The following is a 25,276-nucleotide window of genomic DNA, read 5'->3' on the forward strand; positions in this document are numbered from 1 at the left end:
AAGACCCCCAAGGCGCCTGGCGGGGCCAAGGGGCGAGGGGCGGCCGAGACCTCGGCCCCGATCCGCACTCCCGACGTCGAAGCGGAACGCGAACCGGAATCCAAGGGGGAGCCGGAGGGAGAGTCAGTGGCTCGGTCCTCGATGGCAGTTGGTGGCCTGGCCGACCAAGAACCGCCCCGCACTGACGTTGATTCAATTGACGCGGGTTCAAAGGACGAGGGGGAAGAGCCCGCTTCGGGAGCGGGGGCCGAGCGACCAGAGTCGTCGGAACCCGAGGCGCAGAAGCGTGAATCCGCGCCCTCCGAGCCTTCTGGGCCTGCTGCCTCCCGACCCCCGGCTGCATCTGTCCGGAGTGCGACCGGCCCCGCAAGAGGGCAGGCTCGCCGTGGTACCACCACCGAGGTCGAGCGCGAGGGCGTGCTGCTCGCCCGCCGGTACCGCCTGGAGCGGGTGCTGGGACGGGGTGGCATGGGCACCGTCTGGCGGGCCCTTGACGAGACTCTCGGGCGCACCGTCGCCGTCAAGGAGCTCCGCTTCCCCACCGGCATCGACGAGGACGAGAAGCGCCGCCTGATCACGCGTACGCTCCGCGAGGCCAAGGCGATCGCCCGCATCCGCAGCGGTGGTGCCGTCACCGTCTTCGACGTCGTGGACGTGGACGACCGTCCGTGGATCGTGATGGAGCTCATCGAGGGTGCTTCGCTCGCCGAAGTCATCCGCGAACGCGGCACCCTGACGCCCCGCCGGGCCGCCGAGGTGGGGCTCGCGGTGCTGGACGTGCTGCGGGCGGCCCATCTGGAGGGCATCCTGCACCGGGATGTGAAGCCGTCCAACGTGCTGATCGCGGACACCGGCCGGGTCGTTCTCACCGACTTCGGCATCGCCCAGGTGGAGGGGGACCCCTCGGTCACTTCCACGGGCATGCTCGTCGGTGCGCCCTCGTACATCTCGCCCGAACGCGCCCGTGGGCAAAAGCCCGGTCCACCGGCAGACATGTGGTCCCTCGGAGGTCTGCTCTACGCCTCGGTCGAGGGCGTTCCCCCGTACGACAAGGGTTCGGCCCTCGCCACCTTGACCGCGGTCATGACCGACCCGGTGGATCCGCCGAAGAACGCGGGGCCGTTGGCCGACGTGATCTACGGTCTGCTGGCCAAGGACCCGGACCAGCGGCTGGACGAGGCCGGTGCCCGTGCCATGCTCACCGCTGTCCTCGACGCCCCCGAGGCCGAGCCTCCGGCCGACCGGACCCGCGTGGTCGAGTTGCCGCCCGTTCCGTCGGAGCCGGTGCGCGACCCCAAGGCGGAGAAGGCCCAGAAGGCGGCCCGGGACGCTGCTGCCAAGGCAGCCCGGGACGCGGCCAAGGAGGCAGCCAGGGAGGCCGTCAAGGCGGCGAAGGCCGCCAAGGAGAAGGAGCGGCAGGAGCGGGCCCGGGCCGCGGCCAGGCCTGCCGTGGCGACGGGCGCCGCCGCGCCGGCCGGTCCCAAGAGGCCGGTTCCGGCGCCGCTGACCGACGTCATGCCGCGCCGCACCATCGTGCTCGCCCTCGCCGCGTTCCTCGCCGTGCTCGTGGTGATCGGCTCCCTCGTCGTCTACGCCTTCAGTGGTGACGATGAGCCCGGCGTCCAGAACAAGGACAAGCGTCCCGCGGCCGGTTCCTCTTCCCCGGCGCCGGCCGACGGCCAGGACGGCAAGAACGGTGACGCTCCCGCCGGCCAGGGCGGCGCGGACCCGGGCGCTGCCGCGCAGGGGTCCGCCGCGGGGGGTGCCGACGGCCAGGAGGGCGGTCAGGGCGGGGCGGCCGGCACCGGTTCCGACCCGAAGGGGTCGGCAGCCCAAGGGGTCACCACGGACACCGGTACGACCACCACGGCAGAGGGCGGTACCGCGGGCGGCTCCGTCCCGGCCGGCTACGCCACGGTCACCGACACCCGCTTCCACTTCACCATGGCCATGCCCGAGGGGTTCCGGCGGACCAAGATTGCGGGCAGCAACTCCGGCGGCATATACAGCCGGGACGGAGGCTTCCCGCGGGTCCAGGTCGACTACAACGCCAGCCCCACCGACGACGCGGCCCTTGCCTGGAACCAGCTTGAGCCGGCCATCGCCCGCAGTTCCACCGCCTACCGTCTGATCGGCATCACGAAGACCTCCTACAACGGCTATCCCACCGTTGCCGACTGGCAGTTCGAACGCACTCAGGGCGGGGTTGCGGTCAGGGTGCTCAACCGAGGCTTCAAGGTGGACGCCACCCACGGCTACGCGATCATGATCAGCTGCAAGGCGAGCGAGTGGGACGGGGCGGAGTGTCGGTCGTTGCGGGAGACCGCGTTCGCCACGTTCCAGCCGAAGGACTGAACCGACCCGCCCCCGTACGATGTCCCCGGCACGTATCGTGAGAGGTCGCGGACCGTAAGCAGCCGTAACGGGCCGTCAAACGACCGGTTTTGGCCCCTTTTCCGGGATCAGGCAGGGGGACAGCGCGCTCTGGGGAGGCGTCGTGGAGGACTACGCGGGGAGGGTGCTCGCCGACCGCTACCGGTTGCCCCTGCCTCCCTCCGACGAGTACGAACTCGTCGAGACGCGCGCCTTCGACACGAACACCGGGCAGGAAGTCCTGGTCCGCCAGGTGCCGTTGCCCGAGGTCGTGGACGCCGAAGTCCTCGACGCGGACGGCCGCTCCGGCGGGGCCGCGGCGCGGCAGGGGCCGCCGGAGGTGGTGCGGGGGGCGACGCGACGCTCCACCGAGCCCGCGGTGATGCGGGCCATCGAGGCGGCCCAGGCCGCCGCCCGGATCCCCGACCATCCGCGCCTGGACCAGGTCTTCGACGTGTTCGCGGAGGGCGGTTCCCTGTGGATAGTGAGTGAACTCGTCGCCGCCCGCCCCCTGGCCGCCCTGCTCGCCGAGCGGCCCCTGTCGCCCTACCGGGCGGCGGAGGTGGCCTCCGACGTGCTGACCGCCCTGCGGGTGCTCCACGCCCACGGGTGGACCCACCGCAACATCACCGTTCGTACGGTCCTGGTGTGCGAGGACGGGCGGGTGGTCCTGACCGGTCTCGCGGCCGGCGCGGCCGAGGAAGCGCTGTGCGGCTACGATCCGGTCCCGCCAGCCGAACCTCCGGTCGTCCCTCCGGTCGTCCCGCCCAACTCGCCGAACAAGCCGCCGCCGGCCGCCGCGGGGCCCGGCGCACCCGTTCGAGCCGCCGCGGCGGCCCCTGCCGAGCACGCCGAACCGGGACGAGGTCCCCGGTACCGGGACCGGATCGACCTCGCCGAGGTCCGTGAACCACAGACTCCCCCCGGCGCCGCGCCCCCGACCGAGGTCGCCGCTGACCGGGCCGCCGCCGACCTGCGGGCGGCGCGGGCGGGAGCCATCGCCGCCTACCGCGCCGGGGCGTCGCAGGCCGCGGCGCGGATCGCCGAGCAGCGCCCGCCGGTCTCCGGCGGTGCGCCGGTGGAGCGGCAGCCAGCTCGCGGCTCCAACCTTCCGCAGGGCTACTCCTACCCTTACGGCCGGGCTCCGGAGCCTGGCCCGGCCGGTCCGGCGCCCGCCGGGCACCCGGTTGCGAGTCAACTCCCCGGCGTCGAAGAGCAGCCGCCCACCCCCGGGGGCGAGAGCGAGGGTGCGGCCCCCTGGCACGGGGCTACTCCCCGGCAAGGGCCACCCACTCCGTCCGCCTACGGCCAGCTCCCGGTGGCTGCCGCCGCCGCGCTGCCCGATCGGGTCGAGGCTGGTGCGCGGCCGGCCGTGCCCAGTCCCGGCGTTCCACGCGCGGTCTCGACGCCGCTGGCCGCCGAGCGTGCGCGGCAGGCGCGGATCGTGGTGGTCGGCGCCGTCACCGAACGATGGGCACCCGAGCAGGCCGGTCCGGTGCACGAGAACTGGCAGCTGGCAGCCCCGGTAGGGCCCGCGACCGATCTGTGGGCGCTGGGGGCCCTGCTGTTCCGAGTGGTGCAGGGGCACGCCCCCTATCCGGAGGAGAGTGCGGCCGAACTGGTGCAGATGGTCTGCGGGGAGCCGCCCGCCTTCGCCGAGGAGTGCGGGCCGCTGCGGCCGGTGGTGGAGTCGCTGCTCCGCCAGGACCCCACCGAGCGTCCGGATTTCGAGGAGCTGCGCGGTTGGTTGCGCTCCTTGGTCCGGTCAGCTCCGGAGCCGGAGGCGGGCGCCCACGTGGTGTCGGCGCCGCCCGTGGACACCGCCCGTCTGCCGATGGTGCGGCGCCGGGGCGAGCTGGTGCGCAGGCGGCGTGCCGCCGCTGCCCGGGCCGCGGCCGAAGAAGCGCCGAACTCGGTGCACGGTCGGCACCGTCAGCAGCGACCGCCCCGAAGCCGGGCCCGCGGTCAGTCGCGTCCGGCTGGGCGTTCGTCGCGCTCCTTGGGGCGGACGTTGCTGCTCGGCGTCCTGCTCGTGCTGTCGGCGGTCGTGGCCTATGCGTTGGTCTTCCTGCCCCGCACCGAGGGCCAGCCGGAGGCCGTGGGGCAGCAGAGTCCCGCCCCCGCCGCGTCCACGCCCGGGCGGGACCGTCCCACGCGGACTCCCTCCGCCCCCACCGAGCCCAAGCCGCAGACCGGGGCGCCCACCGAGCCGGTGGCCGAGGGCTTCGAACTGCACCGGGATCCGGAGGGCTTCCGGATCGCCCTGCCCCGGGGGTACGACCGTCGCCCCAAGAACGACAGTGGGCAGGTCCGCTTCTCGGGCGGGGAGTACGAGCTCATCGTCGTCCCGGGGCGGGATCCGGCTGGTTCCACCCCGGACCCGCTCGGGTACCAGCGGGACCACGAGCGCGAGCTCCAGCCGTACCGTGACTCCAGTTGGGCCACGCAGACGGGGGTGCGTCAGATCGTGGTGGGACAGCGGGTGATGGCGGAGGGCCTGTACACCTGGACGGACGGCACCGGCCGTTCGGTAGCTGTCCGCAATCGTGTCTTCGTCCTCGGGGGGCGGTACCACGTGGTGATGGTCATCGGCCCGGAGGACGGGAAGGGCAAGGTCACCGAGATCTTTGAGCAGGCAACTGGTAGTTATCGAAACGGAGCTTGATGGTTCAACAGACTGACCGGTACGGCCTCTGACTACCCTGGGTGACGCCTGTAAGTAGGCGATTGCGTCACAGTGCTGTCTCCCTTTGCTCCCCTGGTATCCGGTACACCCCTACTCTTCGTAACCTGGCCTCCTGAGGTACAGAGCGGCGGGAATTCGTGGACAACAGGACGACGACAGGCGCGGGCACGGTGATCGCCGGCCGTTACCGGCTCGTGGAGTCGATCGGGCGCGGCGGCATGGGCAAGGTGTGGCGTGCCCACGATGAGGTGCTGCACCGTACCGTCGCAGTCAAGGAACTGACGGCCGGTCTGTACGTGGCTGAGGCCGACCGGGCCGTTCTGCACGCCCGCACCCAGAAAGAGGCGCGGGCCGCCGCTCGGATCCAACACCCCGGAGTCGTCACCGTCCACGATGTGCTGGAGCACGACGCCCGGCCATGGATCGTCATGGAGCTCATCGACGGACCGTCCCTCGCGGACGCCGCCAAGGAGGCGGAGGGTGGCAGGGTCGATCCGCGCGAGGCGGCCAGGGTCGGCCTGCACGTCCTGGGAGCGCTGCGCGCCGCGCACCGGGTCGGTGTGCTGCACCGTGACGTGAAACCGGCGAACATCCTCCTGGCCCGGGACGGACGGGTCCTGATCACCGACTTCGGTATCGCGGCGATCGAGGGCGACTCCTCGATCACGCGCACCGGCGAGATCGTCGGCTCCCTGGACTATCTCGCTCCGGAGCGGGTCCGCGGCGGTGGCCCCGGCCCCGCCTCCGATCTGTGGGCGCTCGGAGCGACGCTGTACACCGCTGTGGAGAACCGTTCCCCCTTCCGTCGTTCCTCGCCGATCTCCACCATGGAGGCAGTGGTCAACGAGGAACTGCCGCCGCTTCAGCATGCCGGCCCGCTGGCCCTGGTGATCACCGGCCTGTTGCGCAAGGACCCGGCCGAGCGCCCCTCGGCCGAGGAGACCGAGCGGATGTTGATCGAGGCGATGGAGGGGCGCACCCCGACCGCCGCGCACGCATACGTGCCCACCCAGCGGTTCGCCGGGGAACCGATATCCGGCGCCTTGCCGGCGAACGTTCAGGGCGCCGCGCAGGGGCCGGGGCAGGCTTCGGGCTCGACGGCGGTCGAAGTGGGACCGCCACCGTCCGGCGGCCACGTCAACCGCAGCCGCGGCCGGGTGCGCCGCGCGCTACTGGTCGCCGTGACGGCCGCGCTGCTCGGAGGCGGCGGGGCGTACGCCGCGCTCACCCTCGGTGAGGGGCGCGGGGGCGCGGGGGCACCCGCGGTCACCGACGGGCGTACCCCACAGGGGCAGGGCGCCGGGTCGCAAGGGGACGGTGCCAGGGTCGCCCCGGAGGGCTACACCCGGGTGACGGACCCGGAGGGCTTCAGTCTCTTCGTGCCCCAGGGCTGGCGCCGTCAGATGGACGGCGACCAGATCGACTACACGCCGGACGACGGGCTGCACCGCATCCGCGTCAGCATGGACCCGGTGCCGGACTTCGAAAACCCCTACACCCACCTGCTGGACGTGGAGAACTCCGTACGCGAGCGGTTGCCGCAGTACCAGCGGCGGACCTTGCACGCCAACACCTTCCGGGGGCAGACCCAGGCGGGCATTTGGGAGTTCACCTGGGTCGAGACCAAGGACCACCCGGGTGAGCGCCGGGCCATCGACCAGATGTACGAGGCGCCCGACGGGACGGAGTACGCGATCTACATGTCCGGTCCGGCGGCGGACTGGGCGCAGATCCGTGAACAGTTCGACGTCGTGCTGCGGGGCTGGCAGCCTGCTGAGCGCCCGTAGTCCCCGCCCCGCGGCGGTGGCCCGGTCTCGTGAGCCGGGGCTGGAGCAGGTCGGGCACACACCGTGCCAGCAGATGCTGGCAGTAATGGCAAAAATTGGTTACCGACGGGTACCCAACTGCCTCGGGACGTCATACGCTCACCGCCATGACGGACTCGCAGGCCCCCGCAGCCCCCCGCAGCGCCTCTGCCGGCACCAACCCCGTGGCTCCCGCGCCCGCCGGTGCGCGCACCGCCGCAGACGTCGTCACCCCCGCGCTCGTCGCGCGCCTGACCCGCGCGGTCGTCGGCTCCGGCCGCACCGCCAACCACACTCCCTTCAGCGGCGAGAAGCTGGCCGATCTCCCCGAAGCCAGCCCGCAAGAGGTCGCCACCGCCTTCGAACGCGCCCGTGCCGCCCAGGCCGCCTGGGCACGGACGCCGGTACGGGCCCGCGCGGCGGTCCTGCTGCGCTTCCACGATCTCGTGCTGGAGCGACAGGCCGAAGTCCTCGATCTGATCCAACTGGAGACCGGCAAGGCGCGACTGCACGCGCACGAGGAAGTCCAGGCCGTTGCCGTGGCCGCCCGCCACTACGGCCGCAAGGCCCCCTCCTACCTGCGCCCCAAGGGGCACCAGGGTGCCATCCCCACCCTCACCAAGGTCACCGAACTGCGCCAGCCCCGCGGAGTGGTCGGCCAGATCGCGCCGTGGAACTACCCCCTGGAACTGTCGGTCGGGGATGCGCTGCCCGCCTTCGTCTCGGGTAACGCCGTGGTGATGAAACCGGACACGGAGACGGCGCTGACCGCCCTGTGGGCACGCGAGCTACTGATCGAAGCCGGCCTGCCGGCGGCCGTCTTCCAGATCGTGCTCGGCGAGGGCCCCGTGGTCGGTCCCGAGATCGTCCGGCACGCCGACTACGTCTCCTTCACCGGATCCACCCGAACCGGCCGGGAGGTCGCTCAGGGGGCTGCGGCCCGACTGGTCGGCGTCTCCCTCGAACTCGGCGGCAAGAACGCCATGCTGGTGCTCCACGACGCCGACATCGAGAAGGCGGCTGCCGGCGCCGTCCGCGCGTGCTTCTCCTCCGCCGGTCAACTGTGCATCTCCATCGAGCGGCTCTACGTGCACGAGTCGGTCGCCGAGGAGTTCCTCGCCCGCTTCGCCGCGCGCACCAAGGCCATGCGACTCGGCTCCGCCCTCGCCTACGGCGCGGATATGGGCTCGCTGGTCGGCGAGCGGCAGCTGGAGACCGTGCAGCGGCACGTCGAGGAGGCCGTCGCCAAGGGCGCGACCCTGGTTGCCGGCGGCGTCGCGCGCCCGGATGTCGGCCCGCTGTTCTATGAGCCCACCATCCTCGAAGGCGTCGAGGCGCCCATGGCGGTCTGCGCGGAGGAGACCTTCGGCCCCGTCGTCTCGGTGTACCGCTTCCAGGACGAGGACGAGGTGATCGCCCGGGCCAACGCAACCCCCTACGGCCTCAACTCCAGCGTCTGGACCAAGGACGCACGGCGCGGCCACCGGGTCGCGGCCCGACTGCGCACCGGCACCGTCAACATCAACGAGGGGTACGCCCCCGCCTACGGCAGCGTGCAGTCGCCGATGGGCGGCATGAAGGACTCCGGGCTCGGCCGGCGGCACGGCTCCGAGGGCATCCTCAAGTACACCGAAGCCCAGACCGTCGCCCACCAGAGGCTGCTGCCGATGGCCCCCTCGTTGGGGCTCACCGACGAGGCCTACACCACCCTCCTGACCCGCAGCCTCAAGGTGATGAAGGCCCTGCGGCTCCGCTGAGACACGACGCCAGGACCCTCCGGGTCCCACCGAACCCGCTCCGGAACGAGGAGAGCCCATGCCACGGGACACCCCTGCCCAGAACCCGCCCGAGCACACAGCCGCGGAACCGGTGGGGGACCCGTACGACTACGACGTCATCGTCGTCGGATCCGGGTTCGGCGGCTCCGTCTCGGCGCTACGCCTGAGCGAGAAGGGGTACCGCGTCGGGGTGTTGGAGGCCGGACGCCGCTTCACCCCGGAGAGTCTGCCCAAGAACTCCTGGGACCTGCGTAACTACCTGTGGGCACCGGCCCTCGGGTTGTACGGGATCCAACGCATCCACCTCCTGGGCAAGGTGATGGTGCTCGCCGGCGCGGGCGTGGGGGGCGGCTCCCTCAACTACGCCAACACGTTGTACGTACCGCCGGCCGCCTTCTTCGAGGACCGTCAGTGGGTCTCCATCACGGACTGGCGGGACGAGCTCACCCCGTACTACGACCAGGCCAAGCGGATGCTCGGCGTCCGACTGAACCCGACCATGACGCCCTCCGACGTGCACCTGCTGGCCACTGCCGAACGGATGGGTGTGGGCGAGACCTTCCACCTCGCGCCGGTCGGGGTGTTCTTCGGTGACGGCGAGGACGCCGACGGCGCTGTCACCGCCCGCCCCGGCTGCGCCGTAGCCGATCCGTACTTCGGAGGGGTCGGACCGGACCGCCGGGCCTGCACCCAGTGCGGTGAGTGCATGACCGGCTGCCGGCACGGAGCCAAGAACACCCTCAACGAGAACTACCTGTACCTCGCCGAACGGGCGGGAGCCGTCATCCACCCGATGACCACCGTCACCGCGTTGGCCGAGCACCCGGGCGGCGGCCACCGGATCCGCACCGTGCCCACCGACGGCCGTCGCCGGGGCGTCGCCAAGGAACTGCGGGCCCGTTACGTGGTGCTCGCGGCCGGCACGTACGGGACCCAGACCCTGCTGCACACCATGAAGGACCGCGGCGAGCTGCCGCGGCTCTCCGTGCGCCTGGGCGAACTGACCCGGACCAACTCCGAGGCGCTGGTGGGCGCTCAGACTGACGACCGCCGCTACCGCCGGCGGCACGGTGCGCCGCGGGCCGACTTCAGCCAGGGGGTGGCCATCACCTCGTCCATCCACCCCGACGAGAACACCCACATCGAGCCGGTCCGCTACGGCAAGGGCTCGAACGCCATGGGGTCGCTGTCGATCCTTCAGGTTCCCTACGGAGCACACCGGGTGCGCGGCTGGCTCGGCCGGGTGGTGAGGCACCCCGTGCAGTGGGCCCGTTCGCTGTCCAACCGGCGCTGGTCGGAACGGAGCATCATCGGTCTGGTGATGCAGTCCTTGGACAATTCGCTGACCACCTACCGCAAACCGGGCGGGCTGGGGAAGGGCCTGCTCACTGCACGTCAGGGCCACGGCGCTCCCAACCCGACGCAGATCGAGGAGGCGACGCGGGCGGCGACCCTCCTCGCGGAGGAGATCAACGGTTTCGCCGGCAGCAACGTCGGCGAACTGATGGGCACCCCGCTGACCGCACACTTCCTGGGCGGCTGTCCCATCGGCGCCGGGGCCGACGTAGGGGTCATCGACCCCTACCACCGGCTGTACGGTCACCCGGGGATCTCGGTCGTGGACGGCTCGGCGGTCTCGGCCAACCTCGGGGTCAATCCTTCGCTGACCATCACCGCACAGGCCGAGCGGGCCATGTCGTACTGGCCGAACAAGGGTGAACGTGATCCGAGGCCCGTCCAGGGGGAGGCCTACCGGCGGTTGGCCGCCGTCGAGCCACTTCACCCGGCCGTGCCCAAGGACGCCTTCGGGGCATTGCGGCTACCGCTGCTCGCAGTGCCGGTAGTACCGCCGAAGGAGAAGGACGGCGAGGGCGGTGTGTCGGCCCGCCCCGAAGGGCCCGGGCGGGCGGACTGAACAACCAAGAGGGGCTGCATTCCCCTCCGAAGGCAGCCCCTCACGCGCGGTGGCGTCGGTTTCGTATAAGTGACCCGCAACCCATCGGAATAGTTGCCCGTGTTTCCCCGAAAGACTTCTGTGGCGTGCATCACACGCCGTGGGTGCAACTCCTCCAGGGGTGCAAGGGTCGAAACGACCATGAGACGCATCCCCGCGACCGCAGCCGCTTGGGCGGTGGCCGGTTTGCTGTCCCTCGGGGCGGCGAAAGCCCCGGTACCCCCGCAGACGTCCCCGAAAGACCGGTGTTCACGCTCGGCGGCCCGGCCGAGGTGGGTCTCTTCCCGCACACGGGAGAGGGCCGGCCAGCGCAGGCGACCGTCATCCTCACGGTCGGCGGAGCCGGCACGGGACAGCGGCCGACGCTCGGCGGAGCCGGCGGCTCGCAGGAATCGGGCGGACCGGACGCACCCGGGCCCGCCGTGTTCACCCTGGACTTCGCCCCCCTGGCCCAGATCGCCGAGGTGAAGCTGAAGCCCTCACCGGATTCGGACTGCGTGACGGCGGCCACCAGCGCCGTGTGCACGCTGGAGAACCTGCACCACGAGCGTCGGACCATCGCCGAGTTGACGCTCAGCGCCGCGGGGGGAAGCCGGCCAGGGGCGAGCGGCAGGCTCACCGTCACCGGCGCGGGCCCGGGGGCACGCTTCACCCCCTACAGCGGTCTGATCACCGTCGGAGGGCCGGACCTGGTGCTGTCCGAGCTCGCGCTCAAATCCGAGCTGGTGCCCGGAGAGCGACAGGCCGTGGACCTCACCTTCGCCAACACCGGCACGGCCCCGGCCCAGGGGGCCCTCCTGGAACTGCGCACCACCCGCGGTCTGTCCTGGGTCCAGCTCAACTCCAACTGCTCCTACCGCGAACCGGGTGGCGGCAGCCCGGGCAGCCTGGCCTGGGCCGTCGCCTGGTGCACCTTCCCCGGGCCCTTCGAGCCGGGACACCGCTACGCGCTCGCCGGACCGCTGACCCTGCTGGCCACGCAGCGGGCCTTCAACGACTCGCTGGTGTACCGGATAGCCGAGGACACCCCGCAGCACCGGGCCGTCGTCCGAGCCGGTGGCGGCTTCACCCGCGGCTCGGCCGGCACCCTGGGGCTCAAGCCCCACGCGACCGAACGCCCCGAAGCCGAACCCGGCGACGGGCGGACCGCCCAGCAACACGAGGCCGGGTTCCACACCGCCAACTCGGCAGACCTGGTGGCGCTGCCCGCATCCCTACGGGGTTCGGTCGGACAGCAGGTCCGAGCCGACCTCGGGTTCCGCAATGACGGGCCGGCCTGGCTCACCGGCCCAGGAACCGCGGTCAGTGTTGACGTCCGCGTACCGCCGGGCACCAGAGTCCTCGCCGTTCCGGCGGGGTGCGGCGCACGTACCGCCGACGGGGCCGCGCGTACCGAGCAGCTCGGCGCCCCGCGCTACGCCTGCCGGGCCCCGCAAGTCATCAGCGAGGGCGAGCGGGTGAGCTTCCCCTTCGACCTCGTCGTCGACCGGTTCGTCGCAGGGGCCACCGGTTCCGTCCAGGTGGGCGCCAAGGCTCCCGGAGGTGGCACCCGGCCGTTGGCCTTCGACCCTGCCCCGGGCAACAACACGGCCGTCCACGTCCTGAACCGGCCGCAGCCGAGCGGGGCAGCCGGAGGTGGCGGCGGACGGGTCGCGGTGAGCGGCGGGGCCCCCAGTACTCCCGCGGCCACCGCTCCCGCAGCGGTCACCACCAGGCCCACCGCCTCCACCGCAGCTGAGGCGGACGCCGGGCAGGGCGTCGACGAACTGGTCCAGGGGACCAGGGGCGGACTCGCCCTGAGTGCCGTCCGGCGGGGACTCATCACGGCCGGCGCCTCCTGTGCACTGGCTGCCGCAGCGGCGATCCTGCTGGCGCTGCGCACTCGACGGCCAAACGGATGGGGCCGGGAGCGGCGGCGGGTCGGACCTCGGGGGCGGGGCCCGGGCCGGACCCGGCAGTGACAGACGGCCGGTCCGGGCGTCCCCGGAGCCGGCCGTCCTCCTGACGGTGACCGGGCTGCTGTCCCCTGCCGACCGGTCACCTGCTGGTGCGAGGTCCCACGGCGCGCGCACCACGGGCGCACGCCTCATCGCCCCAGCGGAGCCACGCGTGGTTTTTTGCCGTTCCACACCTGGCTGGCGCGGACTACCAGCACCAACGAGGTCCATGACGTGCGGTCACGGGGTGCCGGGGGTGAGTCTTCCCGCTGCTTGCGGCGGCGCCCCTCACACCCGGCCCCGGCACAGCTCCAACAAGGTCATGGCGAGCGAGGTGCCGGGCTTGCCGAGCGCTTCGCTGTAGTGGTTGAGGACCTGCATCTCACGCGAGAGGCTGACCCGACGGCCGCCGGAGCCGATCCGGGCCTCCTGGATGACGGACGAGACGGCCATCCGTTCCTGGATGAGACCGATGATCCGGTCGTCGAGGGCGTCGATGCGTTCACGGGAGCCGGCGATCAGCTCGGCGGCAGCGGTCGGTTCGGTGGTGGTGACGGTCATGAACGGTCTCCTGTCGGTGTTGGGCCGACGGGTCCGTGAACGACAGAGCGCCCCGGGCCTGTCGGCCGGGGCGCTCTGGGGTGTCTCAACGGCTCAAGCTGAGCAGCACGTCCACCCATGGCGACCGGACCGGCTGGTGCCATAGGTAAAGAGGAAGCTCACCTGCTTGCGCATGCCAGGGATTATGTCCACCGGGCCGGCCGGGAGCCAATCCGGTTCGGATGGTGAGACGAAAGGCGGTGGGAGTGCCCCGTTAGAATCGACAGAACAAGCCCCATTTCTTGCCGGAAGGCCGCCCCGTGCCAGAAGCACCCTCCGCCGCCCAAGACGCCTCCACGGACACGGTCCTCGTTGTCGACTTCGGAGCGCAGTACGCCCAGCTCATCGCCCGCCGCGTCCGCGAGGCCCGGGTCTACAGCGAGATCGTGCCGAGCACGATGCCCGTGGCCGAGATGCTCGCCAGGAACCCCAAGGCGATCATCCTCTCCGGCGGGCCGTCCTCGGTGTACGAGGAGGGCGCTCCGACGCTCGATCGCGCACTGTTCGAGGCCGGCGTACCGGTGTTCGGCATGTGCTACGGCTTCCAGTTGATGGCGACGACCCTCGGCGGCACGGTGGACAACACCGGTGCCCGCGAGTACGGCCGGACCCAGATGGCGGTATCCAAGCCCGGTTCCACGCTGTTCGAGGGCACCCCGGAGCACCAGTCGGTGTGGATGTCGCACGGTGACGCCTGCTCCGCCGCACCCGAAGGCTTCGTCGTCACCGCGTCGACGGGCGTGGCGCCCGTCGCCGCCTTCGAGAACGACGAGAAGAAGCTGTACGGCGTGCAGTACCACCCCGAGGTGATGCACTCCACGCACGGACAGCAGATCCTGGAGCACTTCCTCTACCGGGGCGCCGGCCTCAAGCCCGACTGGACCACCGGCAACGTCATCGAGGAGCAGGTCGCAGCCATCCGCGAGCAGGTCGGCACCAGGCGCGCCATCTGCGGTCTGTCCGGCGGCGTGGATTCCGCGGTGGCCGCGGCGCTGGTGCAGAAGGCCATCGGTTCGCAGCTGACCTGTGTGTACGTGGACCACGGCCTGATGCGCAAGGGGGAGACGGAGCAGGTCGAGAAGGACTTCGTCGCGGCGACCGGCGTCAAGCTGAAGGTGGTCGACGCCCAGGAGCGCTTCTTGGGTGCGCTGGCGGGGGTGAGCGACCCCGAGGAGAAGCGGAAGATCATCGGCCGCGAGTTCATCCGGGTCTTCGAGCAGGCCCAGGCGGAGATCGTCGCCGAAGCCCCGGGGGATCAGCCGGTGGAGTTCCTGGTGCAGGGCACGCTGTACCCGGACATCGTCGAATCGGGTGGCGGTACCGGTACGGCGAACATCAAGTCGCACCACAACGTCGGCGGGCTCCCCGAGGACCTGGAGTTCCAGCTCGTGGAGCCGCTGCGGCAGCTGTTCAAGGACGAGGTCCGCATGGTCGGCCAGGAGCTCGGCCTGCCGGACGAGATCGTCCAGCGCCAGCCCTTCCCGGGCCCCGGGCTCGGCATCCGCATCGTGGGTGAGGTCACCAAGGAGCGTCTGGACCTGCTGCGCGAGGCCGACGCCATCGCGCGGGCCGAGCTGACGGCGGCGGGCCTGGACCGTGAGATCTGGCAGTGCCCGGTCGTCCTGCTCGCGGACGTGCGCAGCGTGGGCGTGCAGGGCGACGGCCGCACCTACGGCCACCCGATCGTGCTGCGGCCGGTCTCCTCGGAGGACGCCATGACGGCCGACTGGACGCGGATGCCGTACGAGGTCCTGGCGCGGATCTCGACCCGGATCACCAACGAGGTGCGGGACGTGAACCGGGTGGTGCTCGATGTGACGAGCAAGCCCCCGGGCACCATCGAGTGGGAGTAAGAGAGCCGGCCGGTGCCCGCCTCCGTCGTGTACGGGGGCGGGCACCGTCGTGTTTGCGGTGGCAGCTCCGGGACCAGCGCTCGCAAGGCGAACGGCCGTACGGATAACCTGCCCGGCGTCAACCTCGCGCCAACCGAACCACCCTCTCTGACGTCGGGTGCGCCCGGAGCGCCTCGTTCCGTGCGGCACAATTCGCAGCCTCTACACAGTAATTGGACATGATCAGAAGATCTTGGACGATCGGCTGATCAGCATGATCGGTTATGAGAGGCGGCGCTCCGGTGGCTGTACAGGAGCTGCATCGAAGTACCCATGGCGGCGGCTGCACGTGCGAGGACTGCCCGCACGGCGCACGTGAGGGCCACCGCCGGGCCGTCGCCGCGTTCGTGGAGCGCCGTGACGAGCTCGCCGCCGGCCACGGCCTACCGGCCGCCGTGGCGCGCTCAGCCGGGGCCTCCCGCACCTGGGTGTCCAACGAGCTGGCCCAGTCCGCCCGTACCGTCGCCCAACGCAGCCGGGAGGCGGGACACTCCTGGATGCACCTGCTCGCCCGCCGCTCGGTGATCGCGCTGTGGGTGGCCGTGGGCCTACTGGCAGCCGCCCAGGCGGGCACCGCCCTCGCAGCGGGTTGGAGCACGGCCCGCACCGCGGGGCTGCTGGCCGCACTGGTGCTGGCCGCCCTGCTGACCGCGGCCTCACGGGCCCAATGGGCACGCGGCGGCCTGCTGGCCCCCATGGTGGGGGAGGACAACCGGCTGTCCACCTCGCGGGTGGTGGCCTGCTCCTGGAGCGTGGTGAGCGCCTTCGCGGTGCTGCTGCTCACGGTCCGGCTGGCCCTCACCGCGCCCGGACCGCAACGCACGACACTTCAGGCCGGCTTCGAACTGTCCGGTGCCGCCGGCCTGCTGCTGGTCCTCGGGTGCAGTTGTGGGACGGCGGTGCTGGTCCGGCGCGTGGTCGGCGTACGGGTGGCCACCGGTCGGCTCCAGAAGTTGCCGGCGGACCGCCCGCGCGGCGCCGACCTGCTCACCGACGACGCCGGACGCGGAAGCTTCGCGGACGCGCAGTACCTCCTGGTGAGCACGGTCGCCGTACTCCTGGCCGCGGTGCGCCTGGCCGGCCGGCCCGACGCACTGCCGCAGCTGCCGTGGACCCTCACCGTGCTGCACGGGCTCTCCGCGCTGGTCTACCTGGCCGCCAAGTACGCCGAGGGTGGTCGGCCGGTGGTGCTGTCGGTGGTGCGGGCCCGTGAGGTGGGCGATCTCGACGCGCCCCTGCGCATCGGCGACGACATCGAGATCCGGGGAACCGGATTCGTGCCACCCGGCGCCCAGACCCCGGAAATGCTGGCCCGGCTCACGGTCCGGATCGGGGCGGTGTACGTCCATGTGCCACTGGTGCCGGTGGCGGGCGGGTTCAGCAATCCGGGCGACCAGGTGTTGACCGTGCCGGTGCCCGCCGACGTGGAGCCGGGGAGGGTGGAGGTGCAGGTGGTGACGGCGGCGGGAGTCGAGTCGAACCGTTGCCCCGTCGAACTCGTGGATTGAACATGTGAACATGACACGATCCCGGGCCGAGGCTCCCGACACCGCACCCGCCCGACGGCACACCGGCCCGACCGGCGGGCTGCGCGCCCAGGTCTCCCCCTACGCGCTGCTGCCCCTGCGTCTTTTCCTCGGCGTCACCTTCCTCTACGCCGGACTCGACAAACTCACCGACCCCGCCTTCCTCCAGGCCACCGGAAGCGGATCCATCGCCGAAATGATGCGGGGCGTTCGCGACAGCTCGGCGATCCCCGCCCTGGTGGACCTGTCCCTCAACGATCCGGTGAGCTTCGGATACGCCATGGCCCTCGGTGAAATCGCCGTGGGCATCGGGACCCTGCTCGGTCTCCTGGCCCGCATCGCGGCCCTCGGCGGAGCCCTCATCAGCCTCAGCCTGTGGCTGACCGTCAGCTGGCAGGCCCAGCCGTACTACTACGGCAACGACCTCCCGTACATGTTCTGCTGGGTCCCCCTCGTGCTGGCCGGCGCGCCCTACTGGTCACTGGACGCCCTGATCAGCGAACGCCGCCACGGCCGTTGACGCCCCGGACGGCGGCGCCCCTCACCACTGCCCACGGTGTCTGCGCACCGCGTACACGCTCACCCCCAGCACTGCGGCGACCCCCAGGCCACCGCACACCACGGGCACCAACACGTACCAGGGCGTCTCCCAGGCGCCCCGCGCATCACCGAAGAACAACACCGCAGCCGCCATCAGGGACAGCCCGGCGACCAGTCGGCCCGGCTGGAAATCATGACTGCGCACGACGCACCTCCACCTGTCCCACACCGGTCCTCAGGGTCAACTCGAAGGTGCCGCCGGGAGGCGACCCGGTGGGCGGGGTCAGCGTCGCCGACTGGGTGATGTCATTGCGCACGAGCACCCCGTTGTGGCGTTCACCGGGCAGCTTCACCTCACCCAGGCCCACGTGGATGTCCGCCTTCGCCGTCGCCCCGACCGGCAGCACCAGCAGAAGGCGGCCCGCACCCACCTCGACCCGCACCTTCGCGCTCTGGCCCGGTGCGAGGTCCACCTCGCTCAGGTCCAAGGTGGCGACCCCGGTGCCCAGCTCGTAGCCGTCACGCAGCGCGGCCACCGAAGAGGGCCGCCACTCGGTGCGCGCCCAATCGGTGCCGATGTCCCGCGGCAGCACCGAGGCGAGCCCCATCAGCAGTGCCGTGACCAGGCCCAGCACGACCGTGCCCAGCCGCACCCGACCCCACCGGGAACCCACGACCAGGCCCAGACCGATGACGGCGAGTGCCAGGGCCAGTCCGGTCTGCAGGCTCACCCCCAGGGGTTGGGACCGCCAGGTCAGGGACGTACCCAGACCTCCGGCCAGCAGGGCGAACAGGAAGACCCGACCGCCCATCCCGCCGGACGGCTGCCGCACGACCACCGGCGGGTCCGCCGCCTCCGCCTCCGTGGGCCGCCAGGGGTTCCCGCCGGCCTCGACGGGGCCCGTCCGCGCGGCTTCGGCGCCCGCCGCCGAAGCCGGGCCCCACAGGTAGCCCGAACCGCCCGGCCCCCCCTTCTCCAGGGGGTCCCGCCACCAGGACGGACTGCCCGGCGCCGGCGGAGCCTTCGTCTCCGGAGGCGCCTCGGGCAGACCGTGCGCCTGGGCCGGGTCCTGGCCCCCGCCCGGAGCGGCCTGTCGCCGTTGCAGCGACCAGTAGGCGGCTCCGGACAGTCCGAGGACGACCAGGGTGGTGAAGACGGTCACCGAGCCGTTGCTGAGCATCGAGAGGAACAACCCGCAGCCCACCAGGGCCAACAGGATCGCTGCCAGCGTGGCCCCCTCGACCCGGCCCGTCAGGAGCCGCTTCGCCTCGTTCTCCTCCTCGCCCTCCAACGGGATCAACAGCCAGGCGAAGCCGTAGAAGATCAGCCCCATGCCGCCGGTGACCGCGAGCACGCCCAAGACGATCCGGAAGATCACCGGATCCAGGTCGAAGTACCGGCCGAGACCGCCGCAGACGCCGGACAGCACATGGCTGCTCCGGCTGCGGCGCAAGGGTGGCCGCTGCTCCGGCACGGGCTCGCCGGCCGCCGGATCCGGCCGGCTCGCCGGCGCGTCAGATGGCTGCGTCATGGCTCCATGGTGACGGGCCATTCGACCGGGAGGAATCCGGCCCCACCCTGGCCCGACCCTGAGATCGAACACGTGGACCTCGGGGATCGAAGGGCCGCAAGTAGGGGACCGCCCTGATGTCCGCTCGCGCTGCGGCATGTGACCATCAAACACATGCCAGCCGCCTCACCCCGCCCCGCGTATCCGCTCGCGCCCGAATCCGAAGAACCGGCGCAGCGCCGGCTCTACCGCAGCGCCGAGGGCCGGATGCTCGGCGGTGTCGCACGGGGACTGGCCGGGCACCTCGGCCTGCCCGTCATATGGGTCAGGATTGTCTTCATCGGCCTGTTCATCTTCGCCGACGGGCTGGGCGTGCTGCTGTACGCGGTGTTCTGGGTCGTGGTTCCGCTGGGCGTGGGCGGAACGGGCAAGCCCAAGTCTCCCTTCGAGGTCACCCCGGACGGGCGACGACGGCTGCGCAAACCCGACCGCGGGCAGACCGTCGCCCTCGTCGTGCTGCTGATCAGCGCCTTGGTCTTCGTCTCCAAGGTGCAGCTCGGCGGCGAGGCGGGACGCTACATCTGGCCGCTGCTGCTGATCGGCGCCGGCGTCGTCCTGGTCTGGCGGCAGGCCGACAACGACCGCAAGGCGCACTGGAGTGCCTCCCGAGGGCGCAACCGGCTGATCCCCGTGGCCCGGGTCTTGTCCGGGGTGGCGCTGGTGGGCATCGGGCTGGCCGTCTTCATCGTGGTCCGAGGTTCGGCGGCGCAGCTCGGGAACGTGCTGACGGCCGCACTCGCCGTCCTGGCCGGCATCGCCCTGCTCGCCGGCCCCTGGCTGATCCGGATGACCCAGGACCTCTCCGAGGAGCGCTTGATGCGCATCCGCGCCCAGGAGCGCGCCGAGGTCGCCGCGCACGTCCACGACTCCGTGCTGCACACCCTGACCCTGATCCAGCGCAACGCCGAGGACGCCCGCGAGGTGGCCCGGCTGGCGCGGGCCCAGGAACGGGAACTGCGCGCCTGGCTGTACCGGCCCGAAGGCAACGGCAAGGACGAGGCCCAGGAACCCGACACCCTCGCCGACGCGGTCCGATCGATCGCCGGCGAGGTCGAGGACCTGCACGGCGCCCAGATCGAGGTGGTGGTCGTCGGAGACTGCCCGCTCGACGAGAAACTGGCAGCACAGATGCAGGCCGCGCGCGAGGCGATGGTCAACGCCGCCAAGTACGGTGGCGGGGGCGGCGCGGTTCAGGTCTACGCCGAGGTGGAGGGGAACACGGTCTTCGTCTCCGTGCGGGACCGGGGCCCCGGCTTCGACCTCGACGCGATCCCCGGCGACCGGATGGGCGTGCGGGAGTCGATCATCGGACGGATGCAGCGCAACGGTGGGACCGCGCGCCTGCGGTCCGCGCCCGACGGGGGCACGGAAGTGGAGCTGGAGATGGAGAGGGCGGGCACCCAATGACCGAAGAGAGCGCGACGACCGAGAACCGGCGGGTGCGGGTGGTGCTGGTGGACGACCACCGGATGTTCCGTACCGGGGTGCAGGCCGAGATCGGCGACACCGAACACACCGGGGTGGAGGTGGTCGGGGAGGCCGCCGACGTGGACCAGGCCGTCACCGTGATCACCGCCACCCGCCCGGAGGTGGTCCTCCTCGACGTGCACCTGCCCGGCGGCGGTGGTGTGGAGGTGCTGCGGCGCTGCGCTCCGCTGATGGCCGCCCCCGAGAACCCGGTGCGCTTCCTCGCCCTGTCGGTCTCGGACGCGGCCGAGGACGTCATCGGCGTGATCCGCGGAGGCGCCCGCGGATACGTCACCAAGACCATCACCGGCAAGGACCTCATCGACTCGGTGTTCCGGGTACAGGAGGGCGACGCGGTGTTCTCGCCCCGGCTCGCCGGCTTCGTGCTGGACGCCTTCGCCTCGACGGACGCACCGCCGGTGGACGAGGACATGGACAGGCTCACCCAGCGGGAGCGGGAGGTGCTGCGCCTGATCGCCCGCGGATACGCCTACAAGGAGATCGCGAAGCAGTTGTTCATCTCCGTCAAGACCGTCGAGTCCCATGTGTCGGCGGTGCTACGCAAGCTCCAGCTCTCCAACCGGCACGAACTGACCCGCTGGGCGACGGCACGCCGCCTGGTCTGAGACGGGGCCGGTCGGCTGGCGCTGTTGCTCCGGCGGGCGGACGGCGCGCCCTCAGAACGGGCGGGTCGCCCCGGCCCAGGGCATCTGGTCGATGGGAGCGATCCGGACCGTGGAGCCGGGCCGCGGCGCGTGGATCATCTTCCCCCCGCCGATGTACAGCCCGACGTGGGTCACCCCGGGGTAGAAGAAGATCAGGTCTCCCGGCGCCAGTTGGGACCGGGAGATCCGTCGACCAGCGTTGATCTGGGTGTACGTGGTCCGTGGCAGGGAGACCCCGGCGGCCCGCCAGGCCGCCTGGGTCAGTCCCGAGCAGTCGTAGGAGCTGGGCCCGGTCGCGCCCCAGACGTACGGCTTGCCGAGCGCTCCGTAGGCGAAGGACACCGCGCGGGCGGCCCGTGAACCGGTCGCCGGGGCGGGGGCCTGTGCGGTGGAGCCGCCGGTCCGCGCCGGGCCCTGCGTCATGGCGGTCGAGTTGCTGGCTTCGTAACGGGCGCGTTCTTCGGCGGTGAGTCGGGCCAGCACCCGTTTGGCTTCGGCCAGTTTCCGCTCGGCGGCTGCCTTGTGTTCGGCGAGTTCGGCCCGGCGGGCACTGAGCTCGCGGCTCTTGGCGTCCGCCTTCTTCCGCAGCCGCTCGACCTGGTCCAGGCCGCGTCGGACGGTGGCGAGCGAGTTCGCCTGCCGGTGCCCGGCCCGCTTCAGCAGCGCGGCGCGTTCGAGGTACTGGTCCGGGTCGGAGGAGAGCGCCAGCTGTACCGCCGGGTCGACTCCGCCGCTTCGGTACTGGGAGGTGGCCATCGAACCGAGCGTGGCTCTGGCGGCTCCGAGGCGCTCGGCACGGCGGGCGGCTTCCTCCCTCAGCTCCTCCAGCGAGCGCTGGGCCTGTTCGGCTTGCTCCTTCGCCCCGTTGTACTTCTCCGCTGCGGCCTCGGCTTCCTGGTAGAGCCGGTCCACCTGGGCTTTGACCTGCGCCGTGGTGGGTCGGGGCTCGGCCTGCGAGGTTCCCTGGTACGCGGTGGCCGTTGCAGCGCCCGCCAGGGCGAGGGTGGCGGCGGTCCGAGTGGATCCGCTGCCGAGGAGCGGGCGCTGCCTGGGCTTTCGGTGTGCAGCCACGAGGGCCTCACGTCCTTTCCGTCTCCGGCCCTTGCGGGCGGTCCCGGTTCTTGGGGAAGGACGCTAAACCTGGAGGTAACGGTCAGATGACGAGTTGCGAGGAAGTTATGGGGACGCAGCTGTTTGAGACTGTTTGAGGCTGGGCGACGCACGGCAATTGCCGTTATTGATCTTTCTTGAACGAGTTCCGTGGGGGGTGTCTCCAGGCCCTCACTTCCACGGCGCCCGTCACCCATGGCTGATCAGCGCGCGGTACCGGCGCAGCGCACGTGTACCGACCACCAGGACCGGTCCCAGCAGCCCCCGCGCGGCCCGTGAGCACCCTCGCACCCCCTCCGGCCGAAGCTCACCGCCCGCTGCCGGGGCCGAACCGGTCAGCGCTTAGGCTCCGGCTCATGGACGTACTCATCAATGTCTTCGTCGGCCTGCACATCATCGGCATCGCCTCCTTGCTGGGTGGATTCCTCACCCAGATGAAGGCCATGGGTGCCGGGACCGCCCGCTTCGTTCCGGCGATGCTGCACGGCGCGCTGACCATGCTCGTCACCGGCGTGGTCCTGGTCGGTCTCAACCAGGCGGACGACCAGGCCGTGAACAACGTCAAGATCGCCGTGAAGCTGGCGGTCCTCTTCGTGATCCTCGCCCTCGTCTACGTCAAACGCGACGAGGAGCGGGTGGACAAGGGCCTCTTTGCCGCTGTCGGCGCTCTGACCACGGCCAACGTCTTCATCGCCGTGCTGTGGACCTGAGCGTGCCCGCACCCGCCGGGCCGTGGAACACGGCGGGCACACGCAGGGCTCCGCCCCCAAGGCGCCGGGCCCGTCGTCCTTCCACGCGTATCCGTCCGCGGTGTCAGCGCCGCCCTCTAGACTCGTAGAGCGATGAGCAGCCTCTTTGACGACAGCTTTCTGGCGGACCTCAAGCCCACCGACGAGGAGCACCCGCCGCCCCCGGAGGAGCACGGGCCCGAGGAGGGCGCCGACGACCTCTTCGGAGGGCGCTTCGACGCGCCCGCAGGCGCCCGGGACAGCCACTACCGTGACGGTGCGGCGCGCCCCGTCATCGACCCCGCAGCACTGCTCGACGGCCTCAACGAGCAGCAGCGCGCCGCGGTCGTGCACGCGGACGCCCCGCTGCTCATCGTCGCCGGCGCCGGGTCGGGCAAGACCCGGGTCCTGACCCACCGGATCGGCCACCTGCTGGCCGCTCGGCGGGTCCATCCGGGGCAGATCCTGGCGATCACCTTCACCAACAAGGCCGCCGGAGAGATGAAGGAGCGCGTGGAGTCCCTGGTCGGGCCGCGCGCCCAGGCGATGTGGGTCTCCACCTTCCACAGCGCCTGCGTGCGCATCCTGCGGCGGGAGTCCAAGCTCCTCGGCTTCACCTCGTCCTTCTCCATCTACGACGCGGCCGACTCCAAGCGACTGATGGCCCTCGTCTGCCGCGACCTCGACCTGGACCCCAAGCGTTTCCCGCCCAAGTCCTTCAGCGCCAAGATCTCGAACCTGAAGAACGAGCTGATAGACGAGGAAGCCTTCGCCGCGCAGGCGGCCGACGGGTTCGAGAAGACCCTCGCGCAGGCCTACGCCATGTACCAGTCGAGGCTGCGGGAGGCGAACGCCCTCGACTTCGACGACATCATCATGACCACGGTCCACCTGCTCCAGGCGTTCCCGGACGTCGCCGAGCACTACCGGCGCCGGTTCCGGCACGTACTCGTCGACGAGTACCAGGACACCAACCACGCGCAGTACACCCTCGTGCGCGAGCTGGTGGGGACCGGCTATCCGGACCTGCCGCCGGCCGAGCTCTGCGTGGTGGGCGACGCCGACCAGTCCATCTACGCCTTCCGCGGCGCGACCATCCGCAACATCCTCCAGTTCGAGGAGGACTACCCGGACGCCAAGACCATCCTGCTGGAGCAGAACTACCGTTCCACCCAGACCATCCTCAGCGCGGCCAACGCCGTCATCGAGCGGAACGAGAACCGCCGCCCCAAGAACCTGTGGACGGACGCCGGTTCCGGCGCGGGCATCACGGGCTACGTGGCGGACACCGAGCACGACGAAGCCCAGTTCGTCGCCGACGAGATCGACCGGCTGACCGACGCGGGCGAGGCCAAGGCCGGCGATGTCGCCGTGTTCTACCGGACCAACGCCCAGTCCCGTGTCTTCGAGGAGATCTTCATCCGCGTCGGACTGCCTTACAAGGTCGTCGGCGGGGTGCGGTTCTACGAGCGCAAGGAAGTCCGAGACGTACTCGCCTACCTGCGCGTCCTGGCGAACCCGGAGGACACTGTTCCGCTGCGCCGGATCCTGAACGTCCCCAAACGAGGCATCGGAGAGCGCGCCGAAGCCATGATCGACGCGCTTTCCCTGCGTGAGCGGATCACCTTCCCGCAGGCCCTGCGCCGGGTGGACGAGGCATACGGCATGGCTGCCCGGTCGACCAACGCCGTCAAGCGCTTCAACGTCCTGATGGAGGAACTGCGGACCATCGTCGACTCCGGCGCCGGACCCGCGGTGGTCCTGGAAGCGGTGCTGGAACGGACCGGATACCTGGCGGAGCTCCAGGCCTCGACCGACCCGCAGGACGAGACCCGCATCGAGAACCTCCAGGAACTCGCCGCGGTGGCCCTGGAGTTCGAGCAGGCGCGCGGCGAGGAGACGCCTGGAACCCTTGCCGAGTTCCTGGAACAGGTCGCCCTCGTCGCCGACTCCGACCAGATCCCCGACGAGGACGAGGACGGGTCGGGGGTCATCACACTGATGACCCTGCACACCGCGAAGGGCCTGGAGTTCCCGGTCGTCTTCCTCACCGGCATGGAGGACGGGGTCTTCCCGCACGCACGGTCCCTGGGGCAGACCAAGGAGCTGGAGGAAGAGCGGCGCCTGGCCTACGTGGGGATCACCCGGGCTCGCGAGCGGCTCTACCTCACCCGCTCGGCCATGCGCAGCGCCTGGGGCACCCCCTCGTACAACCCGCCCTCGCGGTTCCTGGAGGAGATCCCGGAGCAGTACCTCCACTGGAAGCGGACCGGGGCGCAGAAGCCCGCCGGTCCGCTGTCTACCGGTTCGCGCACCGGCGCCGGAACGGCCTCGGGGGCTTCCTGGGGCACCTCGCCGACTTCCTTCCTCAGCAGCTCCGGCGCGAGCCACTCCCGCTCCCGCTCGGGACCCTCTGGTTTCGCCACCCGCCGCACCGCGGACAAACCGGTGGTCGCCCTGGCGGTCGGGGACCGGGTCACCCACGACCAGTTCGGTCTCGGCACCGTCACCGAGGTGACCGGTGCGGGCTCGGACGCGCAGGCGACCATCGACTTCGGCGATGCCAAGCCCAAGCGCCTGTTGCTGCGTTACGCGCCGGTTCAGAAGCTCTAGGGGCTGTCCCGCCGGGTGTCGCGGGAGCGGC

General features: G+C 71.3%; 17 protein-coding genes. 13 read left to right on the forward strand and 4 right to left on the reverse strand.

Going from position 1 to position 25,276, the window contains the following annotated elements:
- Positions 1-417 precede the first annotated feature (417 nt).
- The 6 genes from ACFYMC_RS08095 to ACFYMC_RS08120 all read left to right on the forward strand — a co-directional run bounded on the left by ACFYMC_RS08095 (position 418) and on the right by ACFYMC_RS08120 (position 12,557).
- A complete protein-coding gene (locus ACFYMC_RS08095; RefSeq protein WP_388520559.1) occupies positions 418-2,355 on the forward strand; it encodes a serine/threonine-protein kinase in 1,938 nt (645 codons plus the stop codon).
- Positions 2,356-2,497: 142 nt separating this feature from the next.
- Entirely contained in the window at positions 2,498-5,038 is a 2,541-nt protein-coding gene (locus tag ACFYMC_RS08100) for a protein kinase (RefSeq protein ID WP_388520562.1), read from the forward strand.
- 158 nt (positions 5,039-5,196) lie between these two features.
- The gene (locus ACFYMC_RS08105; protein WP_388520565.1) at positions 5,197-6,846 is read left to right on the forward strand and encodes a serine/threonine-protein kinase; all 1,650 of its coding nucleotides are present in this window, start codon (positions 5,197-5,199) and stop codon (positions 6,844-6,846) included.
- 146 nt (positions 6,847-6,992) lie between these two features.
- Positions 6,993-8,621, forward strand: a complete 1,629-nt coding sequence (locus tag ACFYMC_RS08110) for a succinic semialdehyde dehydrogenase (RefSeq protein ID WP_388520568.1) — start codon at positions 6,993-6,995, stop codon at positions 8,619-8,621.
- A 58-nt stretch (positions 8,622-8,679) separates the two neighbouring features.
- On the forward strand, positions 8,680-10,557 hold the full coding sequence (locus ACFYMC_RS08115; RefSeq protein ID WP_388520570.1) for a GMC oxidoreductase: 1,878 nt from the start codon (positions 8,680-8,682) through the stop codon (positions 10,555-10,557).
- Between the two features lie 284 nt (positions 10,558-10,841).
- Entirely contained in the window at positions 10,842-12,557 is a 1,716-nt protein-coding gene (locus tag ACFYMC_RS08120; protein ID WP_388520573.1) for a hypothetical protein, read from the forward strand.
- A gap of 264 nt (positions 12,558-12,821) precedes the next feature.
- Here ACFYMC_RS08120 and ACFYMC_RS08125 read toward each other — a convergent pair whose 3' ends face one another.
- Complete coding sequence (locus ACFYMC_RS08125) at positions 12,822-13,094, reverse strand: chorismate mutase (protein WP_388520576.1); 273 nt, start codon at positions 13,092-13,094, stop codon at positions 12,822-12,824.
- A 299-nt stretch (positions 13,095-13,393) separates the two neighbouring features.
- Here ACFYMC_RS08125 and guaA point away from each other — a divergent pair, with 299 nt between their 5' ends.
- The 3 genes from guaA to ACFYMC_RS08140 all read left to right on the forward strand — a co-directional run bounded on the left by guaA (position 13,394) and on the right by ACFYMC_RS08140 (position 17,071).
- Positions 13,394-14,986 carry a glutamine-hydrolyzing GMP synthase gene (gene guaA, locus ACFYMC_RS08130; protein ID WP_388520579.1) on the forward strand — a complete coding sequence of 531 codons (1,593 nt, stop codon included), beginning with the start codon at positions 13,394-13,396 and terminating at the stop codon, positions 14,984-14,986.
- A 281-nt stretch (positions 14,987-15,267) separates the two neighbouring features.
- Positions 15,268-16,533, forward strand: a complete 1,266-nt coding sequence (locus ACFYMC_RS08135; RefSeq protein ID WP_388520582.1) for a hypothetical protein — start codon at positions 15,268-15,270, stop codon at positions 16,531-16,533.
- 10 nt (positions 16,534-16,543) lie between these two features.
- Positions 16,544-17,071 carry a DoxX family protein gene (locus ACFYMC_RS08140; protein ID WP_388520584.1) on the forward strand — a complete coding sequence of 176 codons (528 nt, stop codon included), beginning with the start codon at positions 16,544-16,546 and terminating at the stop codon, positions 17,069-17,071.
- A 21-nt stretch (positions 17,072-17,092) separates the two neighbouring features.
- Here the strand turns inward: ACFYMC_RS08140 and ACFYMC_RS08145 are convergent, their stop codons facing one another.
- A complete protein-coding gene (locus ACFYMC_RS08145; protein ID WP_388520586.1) occupies positions 17,093-17,296 on the reverse strand; it encodes a hypothetical protein in 204 nt (67 codons plus the stop codon).
- Positions 17,283-18,623: a PspC domain-containing protein gene (locus ACFYMC_RS08150; RefSeq protein ID WP_388520588.1), complete on the reverse strand. Its 1,341-nt coding sequence runs from the start codon at positions 18,621-18,623 to the stop codon at positions 17,283-17,285. Before ACFYMC_RS08150 ends, ACFYMC_RS08145 begins: the two co-directional genes overlap by 14 nt.
- Positions 18,624-18,776: 153 nt before the next feature.
- On the opposite strand from ACFYMC_RS08150, the gene ACFYMC_RS08155 reads away from it, so the two are divergent.
- Together ACFYMC_RS08155 and ACFYMC_RS08160 are read left to right on the forward strand one after the other, a co-directional pair.
- Positions 18,777-20,069, forward strand: coding sequence for a PspC domain-containing protein (locus tag ACFYMC_RS08155; RefSeq protein ID WP_388520590.1), 1,293 nt, complete (start codon positions 18,777-18,779; stop codon positions 20,067-20,069).
- The gene (locus ACFYMC_RS08160) at positions 20,066-20,755 is read left to right on the forward strand and encodes a LuxR C-terminal-related transcriptional regulator (RefSeq protein WP_388520592.1); all 690 of its coding nucleotides are present in this window, start codon (positions 20,066-20,068) and stop codon (positions 20,753-20,755) included. The genes ACFYMC_RS08155 and ACFYMC_RS08160 overlap by 4 nt, the downstream gene beginning before the upstream one ends.
- A 51-nt stretch (positions 20,756-20,806) precedes the next feature.
- Here ACFYMC_RS08160 and ACFYMC_RS08165 read toward each other — a convergent pair whose 3' ends face one another.
- Complete coding sequence (locus tag ACFYMC_RS08165) at positions 20,807-21,865, reverse strand: NlpC/P60 family protein (RefSeq protein WP_388520595.1); 1,059 nt, start codon at positions 21,863-21,865, stop codon at positions 20,807-20,809.
- Between the two features lie 395 nt (positions 21,866-22,260).
- On the opposite strand from ACFYMC_RS08165, the gene ACFYMC_RS08170 reads away from it, so the two are divergent.
- Complete coding sequence (locus tag ACFYMC_RS08170) at positions 22,261-22,614, forward strand: hypothetical protein (protein ID WP_388520598.1); 354 nt, start codon at positions 22,261-22,263, stop codon at positions 22,612-22,614.
- 132 nt (positions 22,615-22,746) lie between these two features.
- On the forward strand, positions 22,747-25,245 hold the full coding sequence (gene pcrA, locus ACFYMC_RS08175) for a DNA helicase PcrA (protein WP_388520601.1): 2,499 nt from the start codon (positions 22,747-22,749) through the stop codon (positions 25,243-25,245).
- Positions 25,246-25,276 lie beyond the last annotated feature (31 nt).

The organism is Streptomyces sp. NPDC006879 (assembly GCF_042869595.1).
Taxonomy (GTDB): domain Bacteria; phylum Actinomycetota; class Actinomycetes; order Streptomycetales; family Streptomycetaceae; genus Streptomyces.

Excerpts from the sequence above, each read along its gene's own strand:
- ACFYMC_RS08140 (WP_388520584.1), top strand. The coding sequence starts at position 16,544 with ATGACACGATCCCGGGCCGAGGCTCCCGACACCGCACCCGCCCGACGG.
- ACFYMC_RS08155 (WP_388520590.1), top strand. The coding sequence starts at position 18,777 with ATGCCAGCCGCCTCACCCCGCCCCGCGTATCCGCTCGCGCCCGAATCC.
- ACFYMC_RS08125 (WP_388520576.1), bottom strand. The coding sequence starts at position 13,094 with ATGACCGTCACCACCACCGAACCGACCGCTGCCGCCGAGCTGATCGCC.
- ACFYMC_RS08150 (WP_388520588.1), bottom strand. The coding sequence starts at position 18,623 with ATGACGCAGCCATCTGACGCGCCGGCGAGCCGGCCGGATCCGGCGGCC.
- ACFYMC_RS08110 (WP_388520568.1), top strand. The coding sequence starts at position 6,993 with ATGACGGACTCGCAGGCCCCCGCAGCCCCCCGCAGCGCCTCTGCCGGC.
- pcrA (WP_388520601.1), top strand. The coding sequence starts at position 22,747 with ATGAGCAGCCTCTTTGACGACAGCTTTCTGGCGGACCTCAAGCCCACC.
- ACFYMC_RS08170 (WP_388520598.1), top strand. The coding sequence starts at position 22,261 with ATGGACGTACTCATCAATGTCTTCGTCGGCCTGCACATCATCGGCATC.
- ACFYMC_RS08160 (WP_388520592.1), top strand. The coding sequence starts at position 20,066 with ATGACCGAAGAGAGCGCGACGACCGAGAACCGGCGGGTGCGGGTGGTG.
- ACFYMC_RS08115 (WP_388520570.1), top strand. The coding sequence starts at position 8,680 with ATGCCACGGGACACCCCTGCCCAGAACCCGCCCGAGCACACAGCCGCG.